This is a genomic window from Blastococcus sp. SYSU D00820, assembly GCF_054050695.1.
On the sequence record NZ_JBJGZW010000003.1, the window covers coordinates 75,421 to 92,682 of the forward strand.

Annotated in this window: 18 protein-coding genes; 16 read left to right on the forward strand and 2 right to left on the reverse strand. The window is 72.9% G+C overall.

The window, feature by feature from the left end:
* Positions 1 to 12: 12 nt before the first annotated feature.
* The 4 genes from ACI79R_RS05815 to ACI79R_RS05830 are packed head-to-tail and all read left to right on the forward strand — an operon-like array spanning position 13 to position 2,841.
* Positions 13 to 858 (forward strand): carbon-nitrogen family hydrolase, encoded by an 846-nt coding sequence (locus ACI79R_RS05815; protein WP_456572634.1) that lies wholly within the window; start codon positions 13 to 15, stop codon positions 856 to 858.
* Positions 855 to 1,538 carry a DUF2848 family protein gene (locus ACI79R_RS05820; protein WP_456572635.1) on the forward strand — a complete coding sequence of 228 codons (684 nt, stop codon included), beginning with the start codon at positions 855 to 857 and terminating at the stop codon, positions 1,536 to 1,538. The genes ACI79R_RS05815 and ACI79R_RS05820 overlap by 4 nt, the downstream gene beginning before the upstream one ends.
* Positions 1,539 to 1,561: 23 nt before the next feature.
* Positions 1,562 to 1,921, forward strand: a complete 360-nt coding sequence (locus ACI79R_RS05825) for a cupin domain-containing protein (protein WP_456572636.1) — start codon at positions 1,562 to 1,564, stop codon at positions 1,919 to 1,921.
* Between the two features lie 11 nt (positions 1,922 to 1,932).
* Entirely contained in the window at positions 1,933 to 2,841 is a 909-nt protein-coding gene (locus tag ACI79R_RS05830; protein WP_456572637.1) for an ABC transporter substrate-binding protein, read from the forward strand.
* A 76-nt stretch (positions 2,842 to 2,917) separates the two neighbouring features.
* Here ACI79R_RS05830 and ACI79R_RS05835 read toward each other — a convergent pair whose 3' ends face one another.
* A complete protein-coding gene (locus ACI79R_RS05835; RefSeq protein WP_456572638.1) occupies positions 2,918 to 3,679 on the reverse strand; it encodes an IclR family transcriptional regulator in 762 nt (253 codons plus the stop codon).
* A gap of 444 nt (positions 3,680 to 4,123) precedes the next feature.
* Here ACI79R_RS05835 and ACI79R_RS05840 point away from each other — a divergent pair, with 444 nt between their 5' ends.
* The 7 genes from ACI79R_RS05840 (at position 4,124) to ACI79R_RS05870 (ending at position 11,590) form a co-directional block, all read left to right on the forward strand.
* Positions 4,124 to 4,318: a ferredoxin gene (locus ACI79R_RS05840; RefSeq protein ID WP_456572639.1), complete on the forward strand. Its 195-nt coding sequence runs from the start codon at positions 4,124 to 4,126 to the stop codon at positions 4,316 to 4,318.
* A gap of 118 nt (positions 4,319 to 4,436) precedes the next feature.
* A complete protein-coding gene (locus tag ACI79R_RS05845; RefSeq protein ID WP_456572640.1) occupies positions 4,437 to 5,762 on the forward strand; it encodes an aromatic ring-hydroxylating oxygenase subunit alpha in 1,326 nt (441 codons plus the stop codon).
* On the forward strand, positions 5,759 to 6,277 hold the full coding sequence (locus ACI79R_RS05850) for an aromatic-ring-hydroxylating dioxygenase subunit beta (RefSeq protein ID WP_456572641.1): 519 nt from the start codon (positions 5,759 to 5,761) through the stop codon (positions 6,275 to 6,277). The genes ACI79R_RS05845 and ACI79R_RS05850 overlap by 4 nt, the downstream gene beginning before the upstream one ends.
* A 191-nt stretch (positions 6,278 to 6,468) precedes the next feature.
* Positions 6,469 to 7,350, forward strand: a complete 882-nt coding sequence (locus ACI79R_RS05855; RefSeq protein ID WP_456572642.1) for a VOC family protein — start codon at positions 6,469 to 6,471, stop codon at positions 7,348 to 7,350.
* 46 nt (positions 7,351 to 7,396) lie between these two features.
* A complete protein-coding gene (locus ACI79R_RS05860) occupies positions 7,397 to 9,100 on the forward strand; it encodes a thiamine pyrophosphate-binding protein (RefSeq protein ID WP_456572643.1) in 1,704 nt (567 codons plus the stop codon).
* Positions 9,101 to 9,122: 22 nt separating this feature from the next.
* On the forward strand, positions 9,123 to 10,640 hold the full coding sequence (locus ACI79R_RS05865) for an aldehyde dehydrogenase family protein (protein WP_456572644.1): 1,518 nt from the start codon (positions 9,123 to 9,125) through the stop codon (positions 10,638 to 10,640).
* Positions 10,637 to 11,590, forward strand: a complete 954-nt coding sequence (locus ACI79R_RS05870) for an alpha/beta fold hydrolase (protein ID WP_456572645.1) — start codon at positions 10,637 to 10,639, stop codon at positions 11,588 to 11,590. The genes ACI79R_RS05865 and ACI79R_RS05870 overlap by 4 nt, the downstream gene beginning before the upstream one ends.
* 5 nt (positions 11,591 to 11,595) lie before the next feature.
* On the opposite strand, the gene ACI79R_RS05875 is transcribed toward ACI79R_RS05870, so the two are convergent.
* Positions 11,596 to 12,297, reverse strand: a complete 702-nt coding sequence (locus ACI79R_RS05875; RefSeq protein ID WP_456572646.1) for a GntR family transcriptional regulator — start codon at positions 12,295 to 12,297, stop codon at positions 11,596 to 11,598.
* A 203-nt stretch (positions 12,298 to 12,500) separates the two neighbouring features.
* On the opposite strand from ACI79R_RS05875, the gene ACI79R_RS05880 reads away from it, so the two are divergent.
* The 5 genes from ACI79R_RS05880 (at position 12,501) to ACI79R_RS05900 (ending at position 17,220) form a co-directional block, all read left to right on the forward strand.
* Entirely contained in the window at positions 12,501 to 13,181 is a 681-nt protein-coding gene (locus ACI79R_RS05880; RefSeq protein ID WP_456572647.1) for a cysteine hydrolase family protein, read from the forward strand.
* A gap of 46 nt (positions 13,182 to 13,227) precedes the next feature.
* Entirely contained in the window at positions 13,228 to 14,481 is a 1,254-nt protein-coding gene (locus tag ACI79R_RS05885; protein WP_456572648.1) for an MFS transporter, read from the forward strand.
* A 195-nt stretch (positions 14,482 to 14,676) separates the two neighbouring features.
* Positions 14,677 to 15,555, forward strand: a complete 879-nt coding sequence (locus ACI79R_RS05890) for an ABC transporter permease (protein WP_456572649.1) — start codon at positions 14,677 to 14,679, stop codon at positions 15,553 to 15,555.
* Complete coding sequence (locus tag ACI79R_RS05895; RefSeq protein WP_456572650.1) at positions 15,555 to 16,415, forward strand: ABC transporter permease; 861 nt, start codon at positions 15,555 to 15,557, stop codon at positions 16,413 to 16,415. The genes ACI79R_RS05890 and ACI79R_RS05895 overlap by 1 nt, the downstream gene beginning before the upstream one ends.
* 25 nt (positions 16,416 to 16,440) lie before the next feature.
* Entirely contained in the window at positions 16,441 to 17,220 is a 780-nt protein-coding gene (locus ACI79R_RS05900; protein ID WP_456572651.1) for an ABC transporter ATP-binding protein, read from the forward strand.
* Positions 17,221 to 17,262 lie beyond the last annotated feature (42 nt).

Here is a 17,262-nt window from a genome sequence, read left to right on the forward strand (position 1 = left end):
GAGGGGAGCTGTATGGACATCGGTCTCGCGCAGGTCTCGAGCCCGCCGGAGGAGTCGCCGGAGCGACGCCGCGAGCGGGTCGGCGAGCTCCTGGCGACGCTGCCGGACGTCGACCTGATCGTCCTGCCGGAGCTGTGGGCCGCGGGCTACTTCTCCTTCGAGCAGTACCCGCAGCGGGCGGAGACCCTCGCCGGCCCGACGGTCGAGCTGGCGCGGGCCACGGCCCGGGAGCGCGGCTGCTTCGTCCACCTCGGCAGCATCGTCGAGCGCGGCGAGGGGGACCGGCTGTTCAACACGGCGGTGCTGGTGGACCCGCAGGGCGAGCTCGCGCTCACGTACCGGAAGATCCACGTCTTCGGCTACCAGTCGCTGGAGGCCCAGCTGCTGACGCCGGGGGACGCGGTCGGCGTCCGCCGGACCGACCGCCTGGGGGCGGTGGGCACCACGACCTGCTACGACCTCCGCTTTCCCGAGCTGTGGCGCGACCTGGTCGACCTCGGGGCCGAGCTGGTGGTCGTGCCCGCGGCCTGGCCGATGCGCCGGCTGGAGCACTGGCGGTTGTTCACCAGCTGCCGCGCCGTGGAGGAGCAGGTCTTCGTCGTGGCGTGCAACAGCGCCGGCACGCAGGCCGGCGACGTGCAGCTCGCCGGCCACAGCCGGGTCGTCGACCCGTGGGGGTCGGTGCTGTTCGAGGCCGGTGCCGACGAGCAGGTCGCCGTCGTCCCCGTCGACCTGCAGGTGGTGGCCGACATCCGCGGGGAGTTCCCCGTCCTGGGTGACCGGCGCAGGCGGTCCGGGGCGCTGCCCGGGGCCTACGGATCGCAGGCGTCACCGACGCCGGAAGGGGCACGGGCATGAGCGCGCAGGTCGAGTTCGAGGTGGCCGGGACGACCGAGCGGATCTCGGCGGCACCGCAGCGGCTGGTCATCGCCGGCTACACCGGCCGCGACCGCGCCGCGGTGCAGCACCACATCGACGAGCTGGCCGAGCAGGGGATCGCCCCGCCCCCCACGGTCCCGATGTTCTACGAGCTGGACCCCGCCCTGCTCACCACCGAGGCGCAGGTGTCGGTCGGCGGCACGCAGACCGCGGGTGAGGTGGAGCCGGTGTACGCGCGCCTCGGCGGCCGCTGGTACCTCGGCGTGGGCTCCGACCACACCGACCGGCTGGTCGAGCAGCGGGACGTCCACGAGTCCAAGGCCGCCTGCGTCAAGCCGGTCGCTCCGGTCCTCGTGCCGCTGCCCGGCGACGTGCTCGCCGGTGGCTTCGACGGCGACTTCGACGCCCTCACGGCCACCAGCTGGGTCGACGGGACGGTCTACCAGGAGGGCGCCCTGACCGGCCTGCGCCCGCCCGGGGACGTCCTGACCCGGCTGTTCGAGACGCTGGGGCCCGACGACGACTCGGACCTGGTCGTCCTGGGCGGCACGCTCCCGCTGCTCGGCGGCCAGTTCGTCTACGGGCGGACCTGGCGCCTCCGGCTGGCCGTCGGGGACGGCCCGGTCCTCGAGCACACCTACACCGTCACCACCGACTGACCGACCGTCCAGGAGGAGGGCCCATGCCCAAGCCGGAACTCGAGTTCTTCCCCGTCGACTCGGTGCCGTTCACCGCGTGCGCCGGCAACGTGCCCGAGCTCACCGAGCGCGTGATCTCGCGGGACGAGGAAGGCGGCGTGGCCAGCCGCATCCTGCGCTTCGAGCCGGGCACCGACACCTCGCCCAACGGCGTGCAGATCCACGACTTCTGGGAGGAGGTGTACATCCTCGAGGGCTCCTTCACCGACGTGCGGCTCGGGGAGACCTTCACGGCCGGCATGTACGCCTGCCGTCCCCCGGGCATGGAGCACGGCCCCTGGACGTCGGCCGAGGGATGCCTGACCTTCGAGGTCCGGTACCACTCCGCGTCGCCCGCCCGCTGATGGGGTCGCCGGTGCGCATCGCCGTCCCCGACCTCGTCTCGCCGTCGTACTTCCCGGCCATCGCCGCGGTCGAGCTGGGCTACGCGCGCGACCTCGGCCTCGACGCCGACCTGGAGCTCCGCTTCCCGGTCACCGACGCGGTCGCCGCCCTCGCCGAGGGCGACATCCACTTCCTCGCCGGTGCGGCGCACGCGCCGGGACACCTGCCCGACGGCTGGGACCGGATCGCCCTGCTCGGCGCCCTGTCGCAGCACATGTACTGGTTCCTCGTCGTGCGCAGCGACCTCGACGTCGCGCGGGGGGACCTCGCCGCGCTGCGCGACGTCCGCATCGGCGCGGCGCCCGGGCCGGACCTCGGGCTCGTGGAGATGCTGCGGGCCGCGGGGGTGGACCCGTCCGCCGCGGGGCTGGAGATCATGCCCGTCCGCGGCGCCGACGCCGGCAGCGTGTCCTTCGGGGTGACGGCGGCCAAGGCCCTCGAGGCGGGGACGATCGACGCCTTCTGGGCCAACGGGATGGGCGCGGAGGTGGCCGTCCAGCAGGGCGTCGGGCGGCTCGTGGTCGACGCCCGCCGGGGCGACGGGCCGCCGGGCAGCCAGGACTACACGTTCGCGGCGCTGATGACGACCCGCCGGCTGCTCGAGGAGGACCGCGCGACCGCCGCGGCGATGACGCAGGCGGTGCGGCGGGCCCAGACCGCGCTGGCCGCCGATCCCGGGCTGGCGACCGAGGTGGGCGAGCGGGTCTTCCCGCCCATGGAGGCCGCGCTGATCGCCGAGCTGATCAGGCGGGACGCGCCGTTCTACACCCCCGACATCCCCGACCGGGCGCGGCAGGGGCTGTCCGCGTTCGTCACCGCGCGGGGACTGACCCCGATCGGCTCCCGGGATGTCACCGTGGCCCTCGAGGACGCGAGCTAGCGCCATGACCGCCCCGGTCCACGACCCGGTGCCGCCGGACGACGGCGGGCACCGGGTCGTGGCCGGCCGGCGCAGGTCAGACCAGGACGCGCGAGACCGACTGCGCCGTCGAGTGCACCCGCTGGGCCAGCTCGCTGTCGGTCGACAGGTGCGGTCCCAGGTCGGGGCCGGAGACGGACACCGCACCCACCGGCGCGCCGTCCCGGTTGCGGATGACCGCGGCGATCGCGCTGATCCCCGGCCGGATCTCGTTCGACGACCAGTCGACGCCGCCGGCCTCCCGCACCGCGACCAGCCGGCGCTGCAGCGCCTCGTCGTCGGCAGGCACGGAGGCGAGGCCGTGCCCGTAGGCGAGGAAGCACCGGCCGATGGCACTGCCGGTCAGGGACAGCCGGGTGCCGAGGTCCAGGAGGCTGGCCAGGGGAGCCTGTGGCTTCCACAGCCGGTCGATGAGGATGGCGCAGTCCGTGGCCGGGATGGCCAGCGACACGATCCACGGCGCGTCCTGGATCGAGGTGTGCAGCTCGACGGCGTAGGGGAGCGCGGCCTGGCGCAGGCCGAGGCGCTCGACGTAGGCCAGCGACATGACGGCCGCGGCGCTGCCGATCGAGTACCGGCCGCCGGCCTCGGACACCAGGTCGTTCAGCGCGAGGGTGCGGAGCAGCCGGTGCGCCACCGTCCGGTGCAGGCCCGTCTCGCGGGCGAGGTCCAGCGCCGACCTCGGGCGCGTGGGGTCGGCGGCGAGGGCGTTGAGCAACAGGCAGGCGCGATCCACCGACTGCACCCGGCCGGAGCGGCCCGCCTCGCCGTCTCCGGACGTCGTCAGCGGCGAGACCATGGGAACTCCCCTTCGGGATGCGTCGGACGCGGCCGGTGGCTGGGCACCGCGCGGCAGGGGGAGAGCGTATGTCCGTCCCCCGGACGCCCCGACCCGGACCGCCTGGATGCCGTCACGCTACGGCGCGCCATCGGCCGACACGGGGTGGACACGGAGCCGACACCGCAGCCGGTCAGGGTCGAGGTCCCGGCATGGCCCACCGCACCCCTCCACGTCCGCAACCCCACGTCACCGTCGACGACGGCTGTGTCTCTTGCCACACGGGAGCTTATCTTGCTACGTTGTGTGCGCAATGAGCACGTCGCTCGGGCGGCGGATGGTGGCGCACCGTCCGACCGCAGAGCGCTCGGGAGCCGCTCGTGGCACCCCGGACATGGAGGGGCGCGGCCCGCACCGGGCCGGCGCCGGCACCAGGAACGACCCATCGGTGACCCAGGAGAGTGCATGAAGATCCACCTCGACCTCTCGCTCTGCAACGCCTACGGGAACTGCGTCATGGAGGCGCCGGAGGAGTTCGACCTCGACGAGGACTCCGGCAAGGCGGTGCTCCTGCGCGAAGAGATCGGGGAGGAGGCCAGAGCGCGCGTCGAGTCGGCCGTCCAGGTGTGCCCCGTCCAGGCCATCAGCCTCGTGGAGTGATCGATGGGCGCCGCCACTCGCCGGGCCGGGAGCGACCCGGGGTGAGGAGGCGTCGTGCAGGAGACCGGTACCGGGTGTTCGACCCTCCGGGGTCACCGAGTGAAAGCGTGCTGGAGACATGAGCCGATACGACCTCCGCGGCCGTGAAGAGCTGTGCGAGCGCATCCGCAAGACGGTGAGGCCGGAAGCGGGTGAGATCCCGCTGTTCGTGTACAGCGACCCCGATGTCTACGAGCTGGAGAAGGAGCGGCTGTTCGGCCGCACGTGGCTGTTCCTGGCGCACGTGTCCGAGGTGCCGAACCCGGGGTCGTTCGTCGTCCGCACCATGGGCGAGGAGTCGGTCATCGTCGGTCGGGGGGACGACGACGTGGTGCGGGTGTTCCTCAACGCCTGCCGGCACCGCGGCATGAAGCTCGCCTGCGAGGACTCCGGGCAGACGAACATGTGGCGCTGCCCGTACCACGGCTTCACGTACGGCTCGAAGGGCGACTTCATGGGCACGCTCATGGGAGCCCCGTTCGAGCGCAGTGCCTATCCGGGCGGTCTCGACCGTGCGGCCCTCCACCTGGTCGAGGCGCGGACCGAGGTCTACCAGGGGCTGGTCTTCGCGACCTGGGACAAGACCGGACCCTCGCTGGAGGAGTTCCTCGGCAACGTGCGCTGGTACCTCGACCTCATCGTCGGCCGTGCCGAGATGGAGGTCGTGGGCGTTCCGGAGCGCTGGGTGGTGCCCTCGAACTGGCGGCTGCCCTCGGAGAACTTCACCGCCGACGCGTACCACACCGCCACGGCGCACTCCTTCCTGTCGCGGCTGGACATGGTCAAGGGCGCGGACTTCGGCCGGGACGGCTACCACGTCGACCCGGGCAACGGTCACGGCCTGGGCGTCGGGGTCCACCGGGACGACCACTCCTACTTCCCGGCGGAGCTGGCCGACGAGTACGCGCAGAACCTCGACGAGGGTCAGCTGCGCACCCTGGCGCGGCTGAAGAACATGCACGGCAACGTGTTCCCGAACTTCTCCTTCCTCATCCCGAACTTCATCCCGATGGAGGGCCGGCTGGTGAGCGGGGCCATGCTGCGCGTCTGGCAGCCGGCGGGGCCGGACCGCATGCAGGTGTGGTCCTGGCACATCGTCGAGAAGAACGCGCCCGAGTGGTGGAAGCGCTCGGCCAAGCGCATGTACACCCAGACCTTCAGCTCCTCGGGCATGTTCGACCAGGACGACACCGAGAACTGGGAGGCGCAGACGCGGACGGCCAACGGCGCCCTCTACCGCGGCGAGGAGTTCATGCTCCACTACGGGATGGGCGTGCACGCCGAGCCGCTCGCCGCGGGGGAGTTCCCCGGGCCGGGTGACGTCTACGACGGGAAGTTCAGCGAGGCGGCCGGGCGGACGTACTACAAGGTCTGGCGCGACCTCGTCCTGCAGGAGCAGTCGTGACCGCGACGGCGCCGGGCGTCGACCTCGCCGTCCGGCTGCAGATCGAGGACCTCTACTCCCACGAGGCCGAGTGCCTGGACGAGCGCCGGTGGGAGGAGTGGCTGGAGCTCTTCGCGCCGGAGGTGGAGTACTTCGCTCCCATCCGGGTCAACCGGAAGACCCCCGCCAGCGACATCGTCGAGGAGCTGGGGCACTTCGACGACACGTACGGGTCGCTGGCGCTGCGCGTCAAGCGGCTGCGCACCGACGTGGCGTGGGCCGAGGATCCGCCGTCGCTGACCCGCCGGCTGGTCACCAACCTGAGGGTCCGGACCGCGGACGTGCCCGGGGAGTACGACGTCCGCACCAACTTCCTGCTGTTCCGCAGCCGGGGAGACCTCGGGGCCCACGACCTCATCGTCGGAGAGCGCCAGGACCGCCTGCGTCCCGAGGGTGAGCGGCTGCTCATCTCGCGGCGACGCATCCTGCTGGACCAGGCCTCCCTGGGGACCAAGAACCTGGGGGTCTTCCTGTAGGTCACCGCCGGGTCCGCGGCGGGTCCGAGCGACCCGCCGCGGCACCCGGATCGTGCCCGGATGCGGCCCGCCACCGGTTCCGCGCCCCTTCCTCGCCACTCCGCTCGTTCCGTCACTCACGCAATGCGCCGAAGGGTCCAGCGCGCTCGCTGCGACCTCCGCACGGCGCCGACGAAAGGAAGCGATCGCCCATGTCGTCCAGCCCCGCCCCGTCGCCGGCGACCGCAGGCCTCGGGTCGGCGCCCGGCCAGGTCGAGCGGATCGTCGTGGCCGTACCCGACCCCGAGGCGACCGCGCAGTTCCTCGCCACCGGCCTGCACATGCAGATCGAGGAGCAGGACGGGCACCTGCTGGCCGTCTGCGAGGGGGAGTACCACTCGGGTCGCGGGCAGGGCGCGATCGAGCTGCTGCCCGGCCGGGAGCTGGCCGTCCAGCGCCTGGTGTTCGCCGTTCCCGACGAGCTGGAGCTCGGCGAGCTGGAGCGGCTGCCGGGCTCCTCGCGGCGCACGGACGGCGCGGTGGAGATCACCGAGCCGGGCGGCACGACGCTCAGCTTCGAGCACGTCTCCGGGCTGAAGGTGGCCGTTCCGGCCGCGTCGGCCCTGCGCCCGCGGCGCATGGGGCACGTGAACCTCAAGAGCCCCCGGCCGCCGGAGTCGGTCGACTTCTTCACGCAGGTGATCGGCCTGCGCCTGTCCGAGTACATCGGCCAGGACCTGTTCTGGATGCGCACCGACACCGAGCACCACAACGTCGCGCTGCGGCCCGGTGCCGGGGGCACGGTGCACCACCTCGGGTTCGAGGTCGCCGGATGGCACGCCTACCAGCCGATGATGGACCACCTGGACGCCCACGGGCTGAAGATCGAGTACGGGCCGGGCCGGCACCGCCCGGGGCGCAGCCTCTTCGTCTACGTCTGCGACCCGTCCTCGGGCCTGCGGATCGAGCTGTTCGCCGACATGGTCCACATCGTGGACCCGCACCAGCCGCCGATCGGCTGGCAGCCCGAGGACCGGCTGAAGACGACGCTCAACACCTGGGGGCCGACCCCGCCCGCGAGCTTCCTCGCCTGAACCACCGCCCGCACGACGTCCGCCAGCGATGATGAAGGAAGAGGCAGTGGCGAGAGCTCCGCGTTACGGCTCCGACGTGGTCGTCGACCTCCTGATGGAGGCCGGCATCGAGCACGTGGCCTTCAATCCCGGGGCGAGCTTCCGGGGCATCCACGACTCGCTGGTGCACACCCCGGGCGCGCCCGAGCTGACCCTGTGCATGCACGAGATGGTCGCGGTGTCGATGGCCCAGGGGTACGCCAAGGCCACCGGCAAACCCATGGCCGCGCTCCTGCACAACGTCGTCGGTCTGCAGAACGCGAGCATGGCCATCTACAACGCGTGGTGCGACCGTGCGCCGATGCTGCTGCTCGGCGGCACCGGCCCGAAGTCCAAGCCCCGCCGGCGACCGTGGATCGACTGGATCCACACCGCATCGGTGCAGGCCAACATCGTGCGCGACTTCGTCAAGTGGGACGACGAGCCGCACGACCTGGCCAGCGTCGAGGAGTCCTTCGCGCGGGGCTACGCCGCAGCCACCAGCGGGCCGGCCGGTCCGGTCTACCTCTGCTACGACGTGGACATCCAGGAGGACCCGGTCCCCGACGGGTTCGTCACCTCGGGCCTCGAGCGCTTCGCCGTGCCCAGCGACCCGGCTCCCGACCCCGCCGCGGTGACCTGGATGCTCGAGGAGCTCCGGGGGGCCGAGCGCCCGGTGGTGCTGGCCGGGTACGTCGGCGAGTCCGCGGAGGCCTTCGCCCGGGTCGTCGAGCTGGCCGAGGCGCTGGGCGCGCCCGTCGTCGACACCGGGGTCCGGCACGCGTTCCCGACCAGCCACCCGCTGGCCGCGATGCACGTCGACGGCGTCGTGGCCGAGGCCGACGTCGTGCTGGCCCTCGACGTGGAGGACCTGCACTCGGCGCTGGGCGGGCGGCTCGGCAACGCCGACCTCAGCGTCCTGAACGTCACGCTGTCGTCCCTGAAGCTGCGGGCGTGGGCGCACGACTACCAGTCCATGGTGCCCGCGCGCCGGCACGTCACCGCCGGCGCCGACCAGGTCGTGTCCGCGCTCGTCGACCGGCTCCGGCAGGAGCCGCTGCCCGCCGACGTGGTGGCCCAGCGGACCGCGGCGATGACCGGGCGCGTCCGGGCGGCGCGCGCCGGATGGCGGCAGCGTGCCTCGGCCGCCACGGCGTCCGGCGTGGTCCCCGTCGAGCGGATGCTCTACGAGCTCGACCTGGCGCTGGCCGGCACCGACTACGTGCTCGGTGGCGGCACGAACGGGCGGCACGAGCACAAGTTCCTGACCCTCGACCGGCCACGGCAGTACGCGGGCTGGGCCGCCGGCGGCGGCCTGGGGTACGGGGTCGGCGGCGCGCTCGGGGTGGCGCTCGGCCAGACGGGCGACACGGTCACCGTCGACGTCCAGGCCGACGGCGACCTGTTGTTCCTGCCCTCGGCGCTGTGGACGGCGGCGAGCCGCTCCCTCCCCGTGCTGGTGGTCGTCCACAACAACCGCCAGTACGGCAACACCGTCGAGCACGCGATGAGGATCGGCGCGCACCGCGGGCACGGCACCGGCAACCGCTACGTGGGCGCGGGCCTGAGCGAGCCCGCCGTGGACATCGCGGGCATGGCCCGGTCCTTCGGGGTCTGGGCCGAGGGCCCGATCTCCGACGCCGACACGCTCGCCGAACAGCTCGAGGCGGCCGTCAAGGTCGTCCGCTCGGGGCGGCCGGCCCTCCTCGACGTCCTCACCCCTGGTTTCTGACGGCACGGAAGGAAGCGACCACATGACGCAGACGCTCGACGACCCGGTGGCCACGCACGTCCGGGGTCAGGACTTCAGGATGCTCATCGGCGGGCGGCTGACCGACGGGACGGGGGACACCCGGCGCGACGTCTACGACCCCTCCACCGGCGAGCTCGTGACCACCGTCCCGTCGGCGGCGCCGGACGACGTCGCGACGGCCGTGACCGCCGCCCAGGAGGCGCAGCCGGCCTGGGAGGCGCTCGGCGTGGACGGCCGGGCGGCCTGCTTCGCGACCTTCGCGCAGCTGGTCCGGGACAACCGGGAACGGCTGGCCATGCTGGACGCGATCGACTGCGGCAACCCCGTGAAGGCCATGCGGGTCGACGTCGACCTGAGCGACACCTACCTCCGGGGCTGGCCGGCACTCGCCAAGGCGATGACCGGCGACGTCTACCCCGCCAGCCCGGGCAACCTGCACTACACGGCCCACCGCCCCTACGGCGTCGTCGGGCGCATCACCGCGTTCAACCACCCGGTCATGTTCGCCCTCACCCGCCCGCTGCCGGCGCTCATCACCGGCAACACCCTGGTGATGAAGCCGTCGGAGGAGACGTCGCTGTCGACGCTGGCCCTGGGCGAGCTGTTCGCCGAGGCGTTCCCGCCGGGTGTGGTCAACATCGTGACCGGTGACGGCAGCGTGGGGGACCGCCTGGTCACCCATCCGCGGGTCAAGCGGCTGGCCTTCACCGGCTCGGTGCCGACCGGCCTGCTGATCCAGCGCCGCGCCGCCGAGTCCGGCACGGTCAAGCACCTGTCGCTGGAGCTCGGGGGCAAGAACGCCATGGTCGTCTTCCCCGACGTCGACCTCGACGCCGCGGTCGAGGGCGCGATCTACGGCATGAACCTCGACGTCTGCCAGGGGCAGTCGTGCGGGTCGAACTCGCGGATCATGGTGCACGGGGCCATCTACGACGAGTTCGTCTCGCGGATGGCCGCCCGGCTCGACGAGTACCGCGTCGGCGTCGCCTACGACGAGGCGACCGACGTGGGCCCGGTCGTCAGCCCGGCGCACCACGACCGCGTGAGCGGCTACATCGAGGCGGGCGTGGCCGAGGGCGCGACGCTGGTCCGGGGCGGTGGGCGCCCCGACGGGGTGCCCGAGCGGGGGAACTTCATCGACCCCGCGCTGTTCGCCGACGTCCGCCTGGACATGCGGATCGGCAGCGAGGAGATCTTCGGGCCGGTCATGTCGGTGTTCCGGTGGGACGACTACGACGACATGGTCGCCGACGCCAACCGCCTGGACCTGGGGCTGACGGCGAGCGTGTGGACCAACGACCTGCACGTGGCGCACAAGACCGCCGAGGCGCTGGACGCCGGCTACGTCTGGGTCAACGACTCCACCCGCCACTACTTCGGCACTCCCTTCGGCGGGTCGAAGAACAGCGCCCTCGGCCGCGAGGAGTCGGCCGACGAGCTGCTGTCGTACCTGGAGCAGAAGGTCGTGCACACGCGGCTGGGTGACCCGCGGGCGGCGCTGCGCCGGATGCTCGGGTGACCGCGCGGGCGCTGCGCTGCGGGTACGAGCCGACCTCCGGGCTGTACTACGAGGTGCTGGGGAGCGACGGCTCCGCGCCGTCGCTGCCCCCGCTGCTGCTCATCCACGGTGGCGGGGCGACCGGTGCCTGCTTCCGCGGCACCCTGGACGGCCGGCCCGGCTGGGCCGACCGGCTCGCCGCGCGCGGGCACGAGGTGTGGGTGACCGACTGGCCCGGCACCGGGCGGTCGGGCGGGCGGCACCTGGTCGACATCGACTACGCCGACGTGGTCGACGGTTACCGGCGCCTCCTGCGCGACGTCATCTCCGAGCCGGTCGTCGTCGTGCCGCACTCGATGGGCGGGGCCACCACCTGGCAGCTCGTCGAGCACGAGCGCGACCTCGTGCTGGGGGTGGTCGCCATCGCGGCGTCCTACCCCGGCAACGTGCCGCCCCGGGCGACGGTCCTCACCGAGGACGGCGACCGCATCGTCGCGCGGTTCGAGGAGACCGGCGTGGAGTTCGTGGTCGACCGGGGGAGGGGCTACCTCTACGAGGACGCCTACATCCAGCGCCAGGCGATCGCGACGAGCACCCGCTTCCCCCGGGACCAGGTCGAGCGGCTGCGCACCAGCTTCTCCGGGCTCCCCCCGAAGATGCTGCTGCAGCGCATCGGGGTCATCCCGGGGCTCCCCGCGGTCGAGCGGGCGAGCGCCTTCGCCGGTGTCCCCATCCGGTTGGTCTCCGGACCGGAGGACCCCGCGCACACCCGGGACGTGGAGGAGGCCACGGTCGCCCAGTTCCGCGGGTGGGGAGCCGACGCCCAGGTGGTCGCCCTGGCCGACCGGGGGATCTCCGGCAACGGTCACTTCCTGTTCTACGAGGAGAACGAGGAGCAGGTCCTGGACGTCGTGGCGCAGCAGATCGGCGAGGTCGCCGAGCAGGGCGCCGCAGCACTCGCCGGGCGCTGACGGCGTCAGGTCGTCGTGGGCACGCCGGCCCCCGTCGCCGCCCGGCGGCGGAGCACGGCGACGACGCGCTCGCGGGTCCCGGCGATGTGGCACTCCAGCTGCTTGCGGGCGCCCGCCGGATCACCGCGCTCGATGTGGTCCAGGATGCGGCGGTGCTCCTCGTTCGCCTCGCGCGTCCGGTGGATGCCGTCCCGCTGCGCGGCGCGGACGTAGCGCTGCACCCGAGCGCTCAGCTGGCCGGTGACCTCCAGCGCCACGTCCGCTCCGCCGGCGCGGTACATCCGGTCGTGGAACGTGGCGTTGAGCTGCAACCAGGTGTCGTGGTCCGGCGCCCGGTCCATCCGGTCGCACAGCTCCCTCAGGTCGGCGAGGTCCGCCGGGCCCAGGCGGGTCGAGGCGCGCTCGAGGAGGTGGGACTCGATCAGGTCCCGGAGGTCGAGCACCTCGAGGACGCGCTCGACGCTGAGCGTGGCCACGACGGTGCGCATGTGCGGCCGTCCGTCCACGAGTCCCTCGGCCTGGAGACGGGTGAGCGCCTCGCGCACCGGCACCCGCGAGACCCCGAAGTGGCGCGCGATGGCCACCTGGTTCAGTTCCTCGCCGTCCTCGAGGTCGCCGCGGCCGATGGCCTCGCGGAGGGCGTCGGCGATGTCCTCCGCCGTCGTCCGACGCCGGAGTGCCCGGCCACCTGGCTGCAGAGCGGTCAACGCTGCCCGTCCCTCCGGCGACGTGTCTGCGGGCTTGCATTACACGACAAGGTGAATACAGTAGGCAAGAGGATGTGGGGGTGTCCGCCGGCCGGCTCGACGCCGACGTCGACGTCCGCGGCCGTCGCCCCTGCGTTCCCCACGCGGTGCGCCCCGCCGGGGCGGCAGGCCGGCACGTGGGTGACGACGGAGGAGCAGCTGGCATGCGTTCGGCACTCGATCGACTGAGCAGGATCCCCGCCGAGGACCTCGCGGCCCTCCGGAAGATGTGGTCGGGGGACCTGCCCGAGCCGCGGGCCATGGGGGAGCGTCCCGCCCTGCTGGTGGTCGACATGACCGAGGGGTTCGTGCGCGACGAGTACCCCACCGGCTGGGCGGCCACCGGGGAGCCCTGCGCGGCGGCGCTGGCCGAGCTCCTGGAGGTCGCGCGCCCCGCCGGCGTCCCGGTCGTCTACACGGTGACCGAGCCCCTGGGCCACGCGGCGCAGGTGGGCGCCTGGCTGCGCAGCCGGCCCGGACCGAGCATGTTCCCGTTCGACTCCGAGGGGCCGCACCACGACGTGGTCGGGGAGCTCAAGCCCCAGCCGGAGGACATCGTGGTGGTCAAGCCGAAGCCCTCGGCGTTCTACGGCACCCAGGTCAACGGGATCCTGAACGCCCTGCGGGCGGACACCGTGATCGTCACGGGCATGACCACCAGTGGGTGCGTGCGGGCGACGGTCAACGACGCCTTCATGCTCAACTACCACGTCGTCGTGCCGATGGAGTGCGTCGCCGACCGGTCCCAGCTGTCCCACGAGGTCGAGCTGTTCGACATGGGCGCCAAGTACGCGGACGTCGTCTCCGTGGCCGACGTGGTCGCCGAGCTCCGCGCCCGGCTCTGACCGGCCCGCGGGTGCCGGCGCGCCCCCGGTCGACCACGGGCACCGCATGACCCTGCCGACGGGGGAGTGGCAGCCGTTCGACCCCGCGCTGCGTCCCTACGGCGAGCGGTCGGCGTGGTGGCGACTGCGGTTCTCCCTGGTGCTCGCCTTCACCATGGCGATCTCCATCTACAGCATCCCGGCGCTGGCCGTGCTCTCCGGCCTGCTCATCGAGGACCTCGGGATCGACCGCTCCCAGTACGGCGTGACCGTGACCGTGATCGCCGCGTCCAACGCGGTGGGCGCCGTCCTGTCCGGCCGGCTGGTCGACCGCGTCGGGGGGCGCACGGTCCTGCTGTGGCTGCTCGCCGCGACCGCGATGTCGGCCCTGCTGCTCGCGGTGAGCCCGAGCTTCCCGGTCCTGCTGGCCGTCGCGGCACTCTCGGGGCTGCCCAACGGGGCCAACAACCCGGCGACGAACAAGGTCATCGCCGAGTACGTCCCGCCGGGGCGGCGTGGTGCCGTCGTCGGCACGAAGCAGTCCGGCGTCCAGGCCGGCATGTTCCTCATCGGGCTCCTCCTGCCGGCGCTCGCGCTCGCCACGAACTGGCGGTGGGCGCTGGCCGCGCTCGCCGCCGTCGCGCTGGCCAACCTGGCCATGGCGGTGCGCGTCCTCCCGCGGGCGTCGCGGAGGGCGGGTCGCGGTCCCACTGCGCACGCCCGGGGGCCGCTGCCCGCGGCCATCCGCTGGCTGGTCGCCTACTCGGCGCTGATGGGAGCCGGTGGCGCGGCCGTCTCCTCGTTCCTCCCGCTCTACGCCCACGAGTCCCTGGGCCTGAGCCTCTCCGCCGCCGGTGCGGCGGCCGCCGTCGTCGGCCTGGTGGGCATGGCGTCCCGGATCCTGCTGGGGCGCCACATGGACCGGATCCGGCACGTCGCCGCGCCGCTCGGGGTCATCGCGGTCGGCTCCGCGGCCAGCGTCCTGGCATTCCTGGCCGCCCCGGTCGCGGGCGCGTGGCTGTGGATCGGGGTGGCCGTCGCCGGCGTCACGATCGCGACCTGGAACGCGATCACCATGCTGGCCGCGCTGTCGGGGAGCGGCGCCCAGGCGGGCCGGGCGACGGGGTGGATCGTGCTCGGCTTCATGGGCGGGTACGCCTCCAGCCCGACCCTCTTCGGCGCCATGGTCGAGAGCACCGGCGGGTACGCGGCGGGCTGGTGGGGCGTGGTGGGCTCGTTCCTGGCCGCCGGTGCGCTGATGACAGCATGGTGGCTGCTGTCCCGGCAGGGCCGGCCGGCGGCAGCGGTCGCGGCCGCATGACGGCTGGTGCACGGGCGGCGACCGCGCCTGGCCGGGAGCCGGCGGGATGCTTGACAGCCTCTGTGGGCGACTGCACACTGTGGCTGTGGTGCTTACTGTATACAGAAAGCCGACCAGCCTCCTCGGACATGCCCTCCCGACCGCCGAGGTGGCCGCTCCCGTGCCGTTCCGCCGGTGTCCCGGCGTGCTCCCGCAGTGACCGTCTCCGCCACGCCGGTGGTCGACCTGGCGCGCAACGACCGCGGGACGACGCCCGGCGCCACCGGGACCGGACCTCGACGCACGGACCCTCGGCGCCGGCGGGCGTCGCTGAGCAGGCTGGCCTACGGCCTGGCGGGCACGCTCGGCATCCTGGCGATCGCCGAGCTGGCCTCCCGGACCGGGCTCATCGACCCCGAGTTCCTCCCGCCGGTCTCGACGGTCCTGGGCCGGGCGGTCGAGCTCGGCGGCGACACGGCCTTCCTCGCCGACGTGGGGTCGACGCTGCTGGCCTGGGGGCTCGCTCTCCTCGTCGCCACGGTGATCGCCGTGCCGTGCGGGGTCGCCCTGGCGCTGTCCAAGCTCGGCTACACGGCGAGCTCGCCGGTGATCAACGCGCTGCGGCCCATCCCCGGGGTGGCCCTGATCCCGCTGGCGATCCTGGTGTGGGGCAACGGGCTCGGCATGAAGGTCGGGCTGACGGTCTTCAGCATCGTCTGGCCGATCTTGTTCAACACCATGTACGGCGTCCACGACGTCGACCCGGTCGCCAAGGAGACCGCGCGCAGCTTCGGCATGCGGCGCCTGCGCCTGCTGCGGCACGTCATCCTGCCGAGCGCGGCGCCCTTCATCCTGACCGGCATCCGCGTGGCCGCCAGCGTCGCGTTCATCGTCGTCGTCGGCACGGAGCTGTTCGCCGGCACGCGGGACGGGATCGGCGCCTTCCTCCTCGCGAACACCTCCGGTGGCGGTGACCTGGCGACCACCATGGCCGGCGCCTTCTGGGCGGGTGCGCTGGGTCTGATCATCAACGTGGTGCTCGCGCGCATCGACCACCGCTTCTTCCGATGGACGCGCAGGGGAGTGACCGACTGATGGCCGCCACCGTCTCGGCCGGCCGGGCGTCGACGTCCCGGTCCGGCGGGATCCTCGCCTCCCGGGCCGCCGCCGTGGTGGGCGCGGTGCTCCTGCGGCTCGCCGCGCCGATCGCCCTCATCGTGGTGTGGGAGCTCGCGGCGACCAGTGCGGCGTCGCTCTGGTTCCCCCCGCCGTCGGAGATCGTCACCCGGATGTACGAGCTGTGGCTCTCGGGCGACGTCCTCGGGGTCTTCACCCCGGCCGTCGCCGAGGACGTGCTCCCCAGCATCGGCCGCATGCTGGCCGGCTGGGCGCTCGCCGGGGTCCTGGGCGTCACGCTGGGGCTGGCCATCGGGCGGTCGCGGGTCGTCGCCGACCTCGTCGAGCCGACGGTCCACTTCCTCCGCTCGACGCCGGGGCCCGCCCTGATCCCGATCTTCCTGATCGTGCTGGGCACCGACTCCACGATGCGGATCTCGCTCATCGCCTTCGCGTCGATGTGGCCGGTCCTGCTCAACACCATCGACGGGGTGCGGACGGTGGACCCCACCCAGCTGGAGACGGCGCGCGCCTTCGGTGTGCCGCGCTGGTCCCGCATCGTCCGGATCGTGCTGCCCAGCGCGCTGCCGAAGATCTTCGCCGGTCTCACCATCGCGCTCGCGGTGTCGCTCACCCTGATGGTCGTCAGCGAGCTGACCGTGGCGACCGACGGGATCGGCTACCAGATCCAGCGCGCCTCCCAGCTGTTCGCGATCAAGGACATGTGGGCCGGGATCATGCTGATCGCCGTCCTCGGGGTCGTGCTCAACGCCCTGCTCCACCTCACCGAGCGACGCGTCCTGCGCTGGTACCGCGGCGCGCGCCGGCACAACGACTGACCCCCCACGAGCGAAAGGGCTCCCGATGGCGCTCCTCGACGTCCGCGAACTGCACCACGAGTACGGGCCCGGGAACGTGGCGATCGACGACGTCACCTTCTCCGTCGCCGAGAACCAGTTCACCTCGATCGTGGGTCCGTCCGGCTGCGGCAAGACGACGCTCATGAAGTCGATCTCCGGGCTCCTGCCGTTCACCTCGGGTCGGGTGGAGCTGCTCGGCAAGCCGGTCGACGACGTGCCCGGCGACCTGGCGATGGTCTTCCAGGACTACAGCCGGTCGCTCTTCCCCTGGCTCAGGATCGCCGCGAACGTCGAGCTCCCGCTGCGCTACCGGGGCCTGGACGCCGCCGAGCGCCGGCGGCGCACGGCCGAGAGCCTCGAGGCGGTGGGCCTGGACAACAAGGCGCACCTGTACCCGTGGGAGCTCTCCGGCGGCATGCAGCAGCGCGTGGCCATCGCCCGCGCTCTCGCCTACCGGCCGCGGATCATGCTGATGGACGAGCCGTTCGCATCGGTGGACGCGCAGACCAGGTCCGACCTCGAGGACCTCGTGCAGCGCGTGCACCGCGACCTGCACATGACGATCCTGTTCGTCACCCACGACATCGACGAGGCCGTCTACCTGGCCGACGAGGTGCTGGTCCTGTCCAAGTCGCCGAGCCGCGTCGTCGAGCGCATCACGGTGGAGCTCCCGGACGAGCGTGACCAGGTCCTGACCAAGCAGACCCCGGAGTTCGTCGACCTGCGCACCAGGGTGGCCCAGCTGATCCGGCGGACGCCGGTGGAGCAGGCACCGGTGCCCTGACCGGACGGCGCCGCCCGGCGTCCGACGCGCCCCCCGCTCCAC